The 11,838-nt window shown below is 43.9% G+C and carries 9 protein-coding genes and 1 tRNA gene; 3 read left to right on the plus strand and 7 right to left on the minus strand.

Translation table 11 applies throughout. The features are described from left to right. Positions 1-91 precede the first annotated feature (91 nt). The 3 genes from rluF to VPNCDNU1_RS11225 form a co-directional block, all read right to left on the minus strand. Complete coding sequence (rluF, locus tag VPNCDNU1_RS11215; RefSeq protein WP_104400406.1) at positions 92-1,141, minus strand: 23S rRNA pseudouridine(2604) synthase RluF; 1,050 nt, start codon at positions 1,139-1,141, stop codon at positions 92-94. 77 nt (positions 1,142-1,218) lie between these two features. After that, the gene (gene smrA, locus VPNCDNU1_RS11220) at positions 1,219-1,800 is read right to left on the minus strand and encodes a DNA endonuclease SmrA (RefSeq protein ID WP_101110725.1); all 582 of its coding nucleotides are present in this window, start codon (positions 1,798-1,800) and stop codon (positions 1,219-1,221) included. Positions 1,801-1,936: 136 nt separating this feature from the next. Beyond that, complete coding sequence (locus VPNCDNU1_RS11225; RefSeq protein ID WP_101110726.1) at positions 1,937-2,077, minus strand: DUF3149 domain-containing protein; 141 nt, start codon at positions 2,075-2,077, stop codon at positions 1,937-1,939. Positions 2,078-2,336: 259 nt separating this feature from the next. Here VPNCDNU1_RS11225 and VPNCDNU1_RS11230 point away from each other — a divergent pair. After that, positions 2,337-2,413: transfer RNA gene (locus VPNCDNU1_RS11230), tRNA-Pro, on the plus strand. Positions 2,414-2,609: 196 nt separating this feature from the next. Here the strand turns inward: VPNCDNU1_RS11230 and ybaK are convergent. Together ybaK and ushA are read right to left on the minus strand one after the other, a co-directional pair. Continuing rightward, positions 2,610-3,083, minus strand: coding sequence for a Cys-tRNA(Pro) deacylase (gene ybaK, locus VPNCDNU1_RS11235; protein ID WP_104400407.1), 474 nt, complete (start codon positions 3,081-3,083; stop codon positions 2,610-2,612). Positions 3,084-3,160: 77 nt separating this feature from the next. Beyond that, complete coding sequence (ushA, locus tag VPNCDNU1_RS11240; RefSeq protein WP_104400408.1) at positions 3,161-4,816, minus strand: bifunctional UDP-sugar hydrolase/5'-nucleotidase UshA; 1,656 nt, start codon at positions 4,814-4,816, stop codon at positions 3,161-3,163. 353 nt (positions 4,817-5,169) lie between these two features. On the opposite strand from ushA, the gene VPNCDNU1_RS11245 reads away from it, so the two are divergent. Continuing rightward, a complete protein-coding gene (locus VPNCDNU1_RS11245) occupies positions 5,170-7,065 on the plus strand; it encodes a methyl-accepting chemotaxis protein (protein ID WP_104400409.1) in 1,896 nt (631 codons plus the stop codon). Positions 7,066-7,135: 70 nt separating this feature from the next. On the opposite strand, the gene VPNCDNU1_RS11250 is transcribed toward VPNCDNU1_RS11245, so the two are convergent. Both VPNCDNU1_RS11250 and VPNCDNU1_RS11255 read right to left on the minus strand, forming a co-directional pair. After that, complete coding sequence (locus VPNCDNU1_RS11250; RefSeq protein ID WP_104400410.1) at positions 7,136-10,207, minus strand: efflux RND transporter permease subunit; 3,072 nt, start codon at positions 10,205-10,207, stop codon at positions 7,136-7,138. Between the two features lie 11 nt (positions 10,208-10,218). After that, complete coding sequence (locus VPNCDNU1_RS11255) at positions 10,219-11,016, minus strand: efflux RND transporter periplasmic adaptor subunit (RefSeq protein WP_104400411.1); 798 nt, start codon at positions 11,014-11,016, stop codon at positions 10,219-10,221. Between the two features lie 137 nt (positions 11,017-11,153). Between VPNCDNU1_RS11255 and VPNCDNU1_RS11260 the strand changes: the two genes are divergently transcribed. Next, entirely contained in the window at positions 11,154-11,834 is a 681-nt protein-coding gene (locus VPNCDNU1_RS11260) for a response regulator transcription factor (RefSeq protein WP_104400412.1), read from the plus strand. The last annotated feature ends 4 nt before the right edge of the window (positions 11,835-11,838 follow it).

The following is an 11,838-nucleotide window of genomic DNA, read 5'->3' on the forward strand; positions in this document are numbered from 1 at the left end:
AGCGCATAAATAAACAAAGGAAGACATTGTCTTCCTTTGTTGTATAAGAATCGGAATCGGTTACCCTAACTCATTCTAAATTCGGGTTAACTTAGCCCAGAGTTTTTCCACTCGGCTTTCTGACTTTAAATGGACGACTTTTACCACCAGCGTTGGATTCTGGTCTTCGGTTCTTCTGACCATGATTGCCGCTATTGCTGCCGCCTTTATTATTTCCACTTTTATTGCCAGCACCGTTATGCCTAGCCGCGTTTCCTTCACCACCTTTACTTGGTCGGCGATTAAAGTCGGTACCTTTGCCTTTAAAGGTCTTAAACTTTTTAGGTTCTGCTTGTTCTTTTTGGCGGTGATCGAACAACTTCGCATCCGTCGCTTTCTCTATCTTTTTACCGCTACTATCTGCGCGAGATGCTTCTTCTGTTCCAACCGATGATTCACACAAACGATGAATGTCTACTACTTCTTCGTCGGTTAAGTAACGCCACTTACCATTAGGGATGCCATCCAGCGAAATGTTCATAATTCGAACACGGCGCAGCTTAAATACTTCAAAGCCCAACGCTTCACACATACGTCGGATCTGGCGGTTAAGCCCTTGAGTTAGAACAATTCTAAAGGAGAATTTTGTTTCCTTAGAGATTTTGCAAGGAAGCGTAACCGTATCTAAAATTTCAACGCCACTGCCCATTTTGTCGAGAAACTCTTGAGTGATCGGCTTGTCCACTCGTACAACGTATTCTTTCTCGTGGGAATTTCCTGCACGTAAGATCTTATTAACAATATCGCCATCGTTGGTTAGGAAGATCAGTCCATCGGAAGGTTTGTCTAAACGACCAATTGGGAATATGCGTTTTCTATGACCAACGAAGTCTACAATGTTGCCTTCAACGTGACGTTCTGTTGTACAAGTGATCCCCGTAGGTTTGTTAAGCGCAATGTAGATTGGCTTTTCTTTTTGCCTCAAAGGATTTCCGTCGATCAGCACGTCGTCTGTTGGCAATACCTTTACGCCCATTTCAGGTAGATCACCGTTAATGGTCACTCTACCTTGCTCGATTAATTTGTCGGCTTCACGGCGCGAGCAATACCCAGTTTCACTAATGAATTTGTTTAGCCTTTTGGCTTCAGATGTCTGAGACATATTGATATTTTCTCTTTTGTTAACGTTTCACAACGGATGACAATCGGTGTGAACCAGCGGGATTTCCGCCTTAAAAATTAGCTCATTCGTTTCTGATGACGCTCTCGATTTTCGAGTTTTTTTTCTGCACTTTTTTTCAACATGACATACACAGCACCTGTTCCGCCATGGAATCGTTGCGCGCTATGAAAACACATCACTTCTTGGATTTGGGATAACCAACTCACCACATAGCTTTTCATCAATGCCGGAGGGTTAGAACGCTCACCTTTACCATGAACAATCACAAGCGTTCTAATATCCAATCGCTGACACTGTTTAAGAAACTTAACTACTTCATCTCGCGCATCTTTCAGCGATTTCTTGTGCAAGTCTAGTCGCGCTTGAATTGGGTATTTCCCAAGCCTTAACTTTCGATAAACACCATCCTGAACACCCGGTTTTTGGTATTCGACCATGTCATCTGGCTTTAGCATAGGCGCATGATCTAAAGACAAATATTCGGGGTCATCTTCTGATAGAGACATCGCAGCTTCACGCTTTGCAAGTTGCGCATCGGTCACTTGGTGTTTTTTCTCGTGAATGGCCGTGTCGTTTTTGATAGGAGTGACATCACTCATCATTTGCTGAAAGAGATCCAGCTCATCATCTTGAGACATAAGTTCATCTCGAATGCATCATCAACAGATGAACGGATTATATACCCAAGTGATGGGAATATGGAGTATTAGAAAAAGAAAAACCGAAGAAAGCAGTCCACTCCCTTCGGTGCAATTTAGTTAATTGCTAAGCGATCTAGTGAGGAGATTTGTCATTCAATACTTTATAGACGAAGTAGGTGCCGAAAAACAGCATCAGTCCAATTGCGCCGAATATAACTATCATTGAAGACAGCCCTATAGCATTACCAAATAGGAGATCTAGCCAAAAGTCCATGTTTCCTCCGTCAGTGCTGAAAGACAAGGTTAACGTTAATACTCGATGGATTACTCAGTACTGATCTAGATCAACAGTAATACCGACGTGACGATTTTGTTTCTTTTGATGTGTTTTTAATCACACTTAGCTAATAATTGCTCACCATCTAACCACACAGTCAATAAGTTAAAATTTATTGAGAAAAGTGCTTGCGTCTGTCGTCAGAAACCGTATTATACGCATCCGTCTTGAGGCAAAGCCTTGAGATATAAAGAATCGGTGAATAGCGCAGCTTGGTAGCGCATCTGGTTTGGGACCAGAGGGTCGGGGGTTCGAATCCCTCTTCACCGACCACATTTTAAAACCTCGTCTTCGGACGAGGTTTTTTCGTTTTAGCGATCTATATATCTGCGTCGCATGTGGGTCGAGGTCTGGAAGCCCAGCCGCGTCGAATCCTCTTTCACCAAACATATTTTAAAGTGTCCTCTTCGAACGAGGTTTATCTTTTTGATGATCTATTTGTCTGCGTCAAACACCGTAAGAATGGTATTTACATACAAAGCTCGACGAATTGAGCGCGTGTTAGTTTGGCCAGGTCTTCAGGCGTAAGCTCTATCTCCAAACCACGTTTTCCTGCACTCACGCACACCAACTCTAAAGCGAGTGCAGAGGAATGAATAAAGGTTGGTAATGCCTTTTTTTGTCCGATTGGGCTAATGCCTCCTACAATGTAGCCTGTTGTCTTCTGAGCTATGCTTGGATCCGCCATATCCGCTTTTTTACTCTTCGCCGCTTTGGCTGCGAGTTTTAGGTTCAATTTACTTGCAACAGGTATAACGGCAACTGCCAGGTTTTTATCTTGCCCATCGAGGCTAAACAATAACGTTTTGAAAACACACTCCGGGTTCTGCCCCAAAGCCTCAACGGCTTCAAGCCCATAGTTCTGGTTACTTGGATCGTGTTTGTACTGATGGACCTTATGGGGGACGTTTTTCTTTTTCGCTAAGTTGATGGCTGGTGTCATACGTATGATTTCCAGTTATAAAAAAGGCGAAGCATTCGCTTCGCCTTTATCAAATCGTAATTTCCGCTATGGGTCAATTACTTGTATACCATTTCGCCTTTTGGCTCATACGCATTCACGTTGATTGGGCTGTTGCTTTCTAGGTAGTCCTTCAGAACTTCCGCATCAACAAAACCTGTGTTTACGTGGCCAGGGTGACCAGATAGCTTAGGATAGCCGTCGCCGCCCGCTGCGTTGTAGCTAGGAACAGTAAAGCGGTAAGTTTTCGCTTTGTCTAGAGCTTTCCCACCCACTTTTACATTGCTTACTTTGCCGTTAGCAACGGTCATAGAGATCCCAGCGAACTGTGCATAAGCACCAGAATCAACAGGCTTAGTTGCGACAACGTTTAGGTAATCCAATACTTCAGCACCAGACATATCGGTATAAGTTAGGATATTGGCAAACGGCTGAACGGTTAGTACATCTTTGTACGTGACCGCACCTTCCTCAATTGAATCACGAACGCCACCAGAGTTCATTACCGCAAAGTCAGCTTTAGCACGCTGCATGTGTGCTGTCGCAATCAGACGACCAAGGTTAGTCTGATTGAAGCGCACAACGTTACGATCGCCTTCCAGCTTGCCGTTGGTTTCAGCAATCTTAACATTCAGCTCTGCCTGACCTTTTTCCTGGTATGGCTTAAGGAAAGCGAGTACCGCTGGATCTTGAGCAATTTCATTTTCAATAAGGACACGCTTCTTCTTCCCGTCAACTTTGATTTTCTTCTTCAAGTTCACAGGAATCAGATCGTAGCTGACCATTTGAAGTTCGCCGTTTACGAATTCAAAGTCAGCACGGCCTACGTACTTGCCCCACTCATGAGCTTGAACAATCCAAGTACCGTTTTGCTGATCTGGCTTACATTCGTCAGAAGGTTTGAACTTCTTCTTCGCAACGTTAGGACCTTCCATACAGACAGGCTCTTGAGAGTGCCCACCTACGATCATGTCCAAAGAACCTTCATCTAAGTAACGAGCCAACGCGACATCACCTGGAGCGTTAATGCCACGCTTACCGTCCTCGTAGTGGCCCATGTGCGTAACCGCGAAGATAAGATCAGGCTTTTCAGACTTCTCTAGTTCAGCAATTAGCTTTTTCGCTTCTACTTTCGGATCACGGAAATCTAGGCTGCTGATGAACTCAGGGTTACCAATTTTCGCCGTATCTTCTGTCGTTAAACCGATAACCGCAATCTTGATGCCTTGCTTTTCAAAAATATGATAAGCCTGATATTTACGCTCGCCCGTTGCTTTGTCGTAAATATTGGCAGAAAGCATAGGGAACCCGCCCCATTTGATCTGCTTTTCTAATACATCAAGGGAGTTATCGAATTCGTGGTTACCTAATGCCATTGCATCGTAACCAAGCATTTTCATGCCTTTGAAATCGGGTTCAGCATCTTGAAGGTCAGATTCAGGAACACCAGTGTTGATGTCACCGCCCGAAAGTAGCAGTACACTTCCACCTTCAGCGCGAATCTCTGTACGCAGATCATCGATCAGCGTCTTACGAGCAGCCATACCGTACTCACCGTATTTGTTCTGCCAAAAACGACCATGGTGGTCATTGGTGTGCAAAACTGTAAGCTTGTACGTTGTATCTTCTTCCCAAGCTGGTGCTGTCGCACAACCAGTTAGAGTCGCAAGTAACGCTGCACCTATCGCAGCTTTCAAACTTAGGCGTTCCTTCATTATTACAACCTTAATCTAATTTAGTAGGGTTCCACCGGCATCAGAATCTGATGCAAAATCAAGCAATATTACTGCAAGATCTTCTAAAAACATGAACAAGTTTAAATTAACCAAAGTAAACCACCATGCTAATTTCATATTTATGACGATTCGATCACCTTAATTAAAACTCGGAAGTGTAACAAAACACCATGCTTACACGTCATTACTTATCAAGATCACAAGCAAACGATTACCTGTGAGATAATAAATTAGCGTGTATATATCCTTTCTAGTCTTGTATTCATGAGACAATCAGGTTACTTTCCGCACAATATACTATAAATCACACCTCATATTCGTACTAGGCAGCTATGATTACTTCAGCTAAAAATTTATCCCTTAAAGTCAAAATTACGCTATCCGTACTGGTTTGCATTACAATAATCACCTCCATTTTAACGTGGCGTGCTTCATCTATTCTTTTTGAGCAAACTCGCCACGGTGTTTATAACCGTGCGATCAGCTTATCGAATACCGCTATTGAATCTCTGGGATACTGGCTGGTCTCTCACAAGGATGTAGTGGATGCCGCCGCTACCGTTAATTCGCTAGAAGAAGCTATTGTGGCATTACCTCAAGCGAAAAAAGCAGGCAGATTCGATGAAGTATTTTTCGCGCAAATGAACGGCGACGTTTATCTTGCAGGCACATCTACTCCCTACCCTGAATTTGATGCTCGTGGTCGCGGCTGGTTTAAGCAAGCTTCTAACCAACGTAAAACCGTGGTATCGAAACCGTATGTTGGTGCTCAACAAGGTCATACTATGTTAACGATATCCACTCCGGTATACGCTAAAGGCCAAATGATCGGTATCTTAGGTGCGGACCTTAAACTGGAGTCGATTCAAAAAAACCTCAACAGCTATCAAGTGGGCGACAATGCGTTCGCTATGATGCTTAATGAAGAGGGAACGATATTATCTCACCCCCAAAAATCATTACTGATGACACCTTTTAGCCGCTACGCTCCAAAACTCTCTAACACTGCGATTCGTACTGCATCGGATGAGAATCGAATTGAGATATCGATTCACAACGGTAAAGAGAAGCTTCTTTACTTTGCTTCAGTGCCAAACAGTGACTGGATTTTTGCATTAGAAATGGATCGTGCAACAGAAGAAGCCAATCACGACGCTCTTCTTAAACAATTGATTTTTACTGGCATCACAGTCGCGTTGATTGTGCTTTTCGCTATCTGGTGGATGGTTTCTTTCCAGTTGAAAGGGCTTACTCAGGTCAGTAAAGCATTAGAAGAAATATCGGAAGGTGATGGCGACCTAACGCAACGAATTGCGATTCAATCGAATGACGAAGTTGGTCAACTCGCTGCGAATTTCAATCGATTTACAGAAAAAATGCATTTGCTCGTATCGAATATTCACAACTATTCAACTCAGTTATCGAGCCAAGCCGATATTACTTCACGACACGCCGACGAGAATTCGCACCGCATCGACCATCAGCAACAAGAAATCAATATGGTGGCAACGGCAGTAACCGAGATGTCGAGCGCCACTCAAGAAATTGCCAGTAATGCAGAAAACACAGCCCGAGAAGGGGCTGCAACCGTTGAGATTTCTAATCAGGGTGAACGTGAGGTTCTCAATAGCCAAGAGTCAATTCTTTCTCTTGCCTCAGACATCAGTGATGCTACTTCTGTTATCCAAGAGCTTGAAATGCATGCTCAGGAAATCAGTGGCATTTTGTCGACGATTCAGGAAATCGCCGAGCAAACTAATCTATTGGCATTGAATGCTGCTATCGAAGCGGCGCGTGCCGGTGAACAAGGTCGCGGTTTTGCGGTAGTTGCAGATGAAGTTCGAGTGTTAAGCCAACGAACTCATGATGCAACAGGCGAAATCAACCGCAACATTGATACGCTTCAAAGTACGACTCAGCGTGCAGTATCCTCTATGCAAACCAGCCAGAACAACGCAGAGAAAGCCGTCACTGATGCTCGTATTGCATCGGAAAGCCTTCAGCGTATTACTCAGTCCGCCAACATGATCAACGACATGGCAAGCCAAATTGCGGCGGCAGCAGAAGAGCAATCTTTGGTGACCGAAGAAATTACTCGTAACACCAACGAAGTAAAAGACGTCTCTCAGGCTCTTGCAGAACAAGCGCAAGACGCAAGTACACAGGCTTCAGAGCTGAACAGTATTTCTGGTGAACTCTACCAGGAAGTGTCTCGATTCAAGCTATAAATCTGCAAAACCACAGTAAACAAAAAACGGGCTTTGAGAGCCCGTTTTTTTGTGTTTGATCACCTGGATGTTACTGCGCTGTCACTTTCTCTACTTCTAGAGGGTGCTTTGCGTCCGGTAGCTTCTTTGCGTCCAATAGCTTCGTTCTGCCAAAACACGCCATGTACAAACAAGGCACAACAAACAAAACAACAGGAAGGGAAAACAGTAACCCATACCCCAATGTTAACGACATTGGTCCCATATACACATCTGTTCCTCCAAGCCCGTATGCAAGTGGGATAAGGCCAGCAACCGTTGTGATCGACGTAAGCAATATCGGTCTTAGCCGGCTACTCGCCCCTTCAAGCACCGCATCTTGGCTTGAATATCCTTGGCTACGCAGCACGTTAATCTGATTTATTAGCACTAAGGTGTTATTCACTACCACCCCCATCATCCCCAATGCACCAATTAACGCAAAGAGCGAGATGTCCTGAAAATGAACCAGCAATGCCATAAGAGAGGCAACCAGTGCAAACGGTATAACCGACATTACCAACAAAGGTTGGAGCATCGAACCAAACATGATGACCAAGACAAAATAAATGCCTAAGAGTGCTGCTGGAAACGCAATCAGAATGCCATTAAAAGTTTCACCGGTAGATTCCGCTTCCCCTCCAATATCTAAATGGACAGACGCCCCAACCTTTGCCGACAACGCTTCAGCGATATTGGAGGAAATCGCGTCAGGCGTTAAGTTTTCGTCAATGATTTGTGCAGTAACAACAACTTGTCTGTCGCCATTGTAATGAAGAATCTCTCTTGGCGCTTGTACCTGAACGACACTGGCTAAACGGCTTAACGGAACTTGTTCACCAGCCGAAGTATAAATTTTTGTCGTGCTAAGCTTTTCCAGATTTCGATACTCTTTCACTAAAAGCACTCTAAGGTTAACCTCTTCATCACCTAACCAAGTCGATGTGACTTGCTCACCATCGAAGGCAATTCGTAACGCCCTCGCTAGATCAGCGACCGTTAGGTTGTATCTTGCTAGCCACTCGTGCTGAGGCACTATTTTCAATTGGATATCTTTTAGACCCTCACTGTTTACGACACTCCCCAAACCTTGATGTTGCTCCATCCATTCTTGGACGAGCTTAACCGCATGCTCTCTTTCTTCATGGTTATTGCCGATAACTCGAATTTCTACAGGCTCTCCAGGAGGCGGCCCCCCCGCATCGACTTTGAATTTTACAAATCTCAAACGGCTGTCATTGGCAACAGCAAGTTGAAGTGCGTCACTGATTTCATTCGCGGTTCTCTCTCTGTTTTCAAAATCAGTCAAGTTAATCTGGCCTGCACTCACGGGCGAGCTAAAGGTAAGTTGATAGCTTTTCAGTTCCGTTGCAGGCAAATTTTGGATGGCTTTCTCTAGCGCTAGATGGCTTTCACGCACCTTATCGCTTGGCGTTCCTGGGGCAACTTCTGTATAGACCTCAATGTATTTTGCGGCTTCTGAGGGAAAGAAATCCAACTTCATCGTAGTCACCAAAAAGCTCCCACCAGCTAACGCAATCAGTGCTATACAGAGAACCGACTTTTTATGAGAAAGGCTATATATCAGCACCTTTTGGTACTTGGAGATAACCGTATTAAATGTGTCTTTCTCGTTTTTATTGAAATCACCTTTATCTAAAGCGGACGACAAATGCGCTGGCAAAGTAAATGTGCACTCAGCCAATGAGAATATAAGGGCAGTTATGACCGTAATAGGGATAACAATAACCGCTTTACCCAGACTACCCGGAATAAAGAACATGGGGATAAAGACCAGTGCCGTTGTGGTTAAACTCGCAATGATGGGCTTAATGACCTTCTGAGTACCTGATACGGCAGCTTTAAAGCCACTTTTCCCTTTCTGTTTTTCGCTGTATATGCTTTCTGCAACAATGACTGAATCATCCACTATGATACCAATCACTAGTAACATTGCCGCTAGCGTAATGCTGTCTAAATTCATACCAAATGCAGGCAGTATGATGACGACCCCAAGTACACAGAATGGGATGGAAACAGACACCCAAAATGCAACCTGACGCTTTAGCAACAAGCTTAGTACTATGAGTACCAATACCAACCCGATGCCGCCATTGACAGACACGATAGAAAACTTAGTGGCCATATCATCTGCCAAATTTAGCGCGACTGGGAATTGAAACGCTCCATCAGTTCGGATTTGTTCTTTCTCTAAATGTGATAAGACATTGGATATCGTCGAACGGATATCGGCATGCGCACTCTTAGTCACTGTAAACAAAACGCCTTCTTGACCATTGATCACACTGGTTTGCGTGCTTCTTTCAAAATCATCTTTAACATTAGCGACATCTTTTACTCTAACAATCTCCCCAGCAGGTAATGTGGCTACTATGGTCTGTTCCAACTCTTGCACAGATTGAATTTGAGTAAGCGTAACGATGCGCTGCTCACTATTCCAAGACTCAACAACCCCACCAGACTGAGATAAATTACGATTTTTTACCGCAGCAATTACTTGTTCGAAAGTCAGTTTGTATCTATCCGCTCTTATTGGGTCGATCTCAATCCAAAACTCTCGCTCTCTAAAACTAGTCATACTAATGGAGCCAATGCCCGGAAGCGTACGAAGATGCTTTTCTAAATTTCTGACATAAGGTTGTAATTCGTGATATGGCTTATCGGTGACCACACCGAATCTGAGTACCTCAAAGGAAGACGTACTGTCTTGTTCGACCAGAGGTGGGTTGGAAATGTCTTTGGGCAACCCACTGGTACGATCCACTGCTTGTTGGATATCGTTTACAACCTTACTCAAATCCGTTCCGCTGTCATCGAGTTCTAAAGTGATAAGCGATGTCCCTTCAACGGATGAAGAGGAAAACTTTCGAACGCCTTGCACCGTTCTAAGCTCTTTCTCAATTCGATTAGTAATGTTCAACTCAACGTCTTGTGCAGAGGCTCCGGGATAGTGCGTTGTTATGCTTACCTCAGCAAAAGCAACATCAGGTAACTCTTGAAGCTTAACAATACTGGCGGAACCGATCCCCACCAACAAAACCATAATGGTTAACACTCTCGCAACCATTGGGCGAGAAGCAAAATAGCTAATAATAGAACTCATGACTGACCTTATTATTCTGGTTTCTTGGATAGCTCTGAAGACTCAGGGCGCTCAGTAGAGCCATACACTGTCATGCCTGGTTTATAGACATGTGCGGTGTTCTTGATCGTCACAAAAACGGGGTAAGTTTGAGTCTTCTCATCTGGCTGTACACCAATGCGCGTAATCTGAGCATTGATCTTTTGATTCACAGCCCTTTCAGTCCAAAGCGTTATAGGCATACCGACAGAGAGTGATTGCAGGTCGTATTGGCTAGCAAAGAATCGTACGTTTATCTGATCAATGTTGACGATTTGGTACAACAGTTCGCCTCTTTCTACCCATGCACCTTTATTGACCTTACGCTGAGTAATAATTCCTCTTATTTCAGATTGAACTTCGGTTTCGTTGAGGTTTCTCTTCGCTTCATCAAGGTTTAAATTTGCCAAATCAAGACTCGCCTTAGAGGCATCAAAATCGGCTTTGGCAATATCTAATTCATTTTGAGATAAGCTGTTCTTTCGTTTCAGCGCGCGGTATCGCTCGTATAACGATTGCTTAATGGTTAAATCCGCTTTCGCCAATTCAAGGTTTGCCATTTGTTGGCGCACCGCCAATTCATAGTCGAATGTTTGGATAGCAGCGAGCCTCATGCCTTTGGATACCGCCTCCCCAACATCCCCTTCGACTTGCTCTAGAACACCACTGACTTCAGCCACAACATTGATAGGTTCAATAACCTGTGCTTGTCCTAAAAGTTGAACCGCATGAGTGTGAAAAGGGAGTACCCCTAACAGAGCAATAACAGAAAATGATTTATGAATATTCATAACGTGCCTCTTCGAATTAATAACATTAGTTTGCAGATAGGCATGTCGAAGTTTTGTGAAAAAGTAGACAGATAATTCGACAAAAATTCTACAACAAGCTGCTAAACTAAATAACCTTAAAAAGAGGGCGAGAGCGTATGTTGAAAGGCAAGAAATTATTGGTGGTTGAAGACAACATTGAACTGCAAGGCATACTGGCAGATTTTCTTGAAATGAAAGGAGCAGAGGTTGATTTCGCTAGCGATGGAGAAGAAGGTCTTGCGCTCATTCACCAATATGATTTCGATGCGGTCATTTTGGATGTCATGATGCCGAAGAAAGACGGTATTCAAGTGATGAATCAGCTTCGACGTAATGGTAAAACATTACCTGTGTTAATGCTCACCGCTTTAAATAGCAAAGAAGATTTGCTGCGTGGTTATCAAAGCGGTGTAGACGACTTTATTACCAAGCCCTTTGATTTTGATGAACTCGAAGTCAGGCTAAGCGCTTTAATAAAGCGCTACCGTGGCGACGTTGCCAAAAGTAGATTGGAATATGGAGACATCGTCATTGAACAGTCTTCTCATCAAGTTTACCGTGCGGGAACCCTGCTCTCTCTCACTCCCGTGATGTACCAAATTTTGGTTAAACTCGTCAAAGCCGCCCCAGATATAGTCACACGCGAAAGCCTGATCCATGAGATATGGGGAGAAGATATCCCTGACAACGACGTACTTAGAAGCCACCTATACCTTCTAAGGAACATCGTGGATAAGCCGTTTGAACGCCCGATACTCATTACCGTACCTAAAATTGGTCTTAGGTTAGAAAAATAGAGAC

It is taken from the genome of Vibrio penaeicida (assembly GCF_002933855.1).
Lineage (GTDB): Bacteria > Pseudomonadota > Gammaproteobacteria > Enterobacterales > Vibrionaceae > Vibrio > Vibrio penaeicida_A.

What these genes read in the sequence shown, in the direction of transcription:
- ushA (WP_104400408.1), bottom strand. Translation starts at nt 4,816, where the DNA reads ATGAAGGAACGCCTAAGTTTGAAAGCTGCGATAGGTGCAGCGTTACTT.
- VPNCDNU1_RS11225 (WP_101110726.1), bottom strand. Translation starts at nt 2,077, where the DNA reads ATGGACTTTTGGCTAGATCTCCTATTTGGTAATGCTATAGGGCTGTCT.
- rluF (WP_104400406.1), bottom strand. Translation starts at nt 1,141, where the DNA reads ATGTCTCAGACATCTGAAGCCAAAAGGCTAAACAAATTCATTAGTGAA.
- VPNCDNU1_RS11245 (WP_104400409.1), top strand. Translation starts at nt 5,170, where the DNA reads ATGATTACTTCAGCTAAAAATTTATCCCTTAAAGTCAAAATTACGCTA.
- VPNCDNU1_RS11255 (WP_104400411.1), bottom strand. Translation starts at nt 11,016, where the DNA reads ATGAATATTCATAAATCATTTTCTGTTATTGCTCTGTTAGGGGTACTC.
- VPNCDNU1_RS11260 (WP_104400412.1), top strand. Translation starts at nt 11,154, where the DNA reads ATGTTGAAAGGCAAGAAATTATTGGTGGTTGAAGACAACATTGAACTG.
- ybaK (WP_104400407.1), bottom strand. Translation starts at nt 3,083, where the DNA reads ATGACACCAGCCATCAACTTAGCGAAAAAGAAAAACGTCCCCCATAAG.
- smrA (WP_101110725.1), bottom strand. Translation starts at nt 1,800, where the DNA reads ATGTCTCAAGATGATGAGCTGGATCTCTTTCAGCAAATGATGAGTGAT.
- VPNCDNU1_RS11250 (WP_104400410.1), bottom strand. Translation starts at nt 10,207, where the DNA reads ATGAGTTCTATTATTAGCTATTTTGCTTCTCGCCCAATGGTTGCGAGA.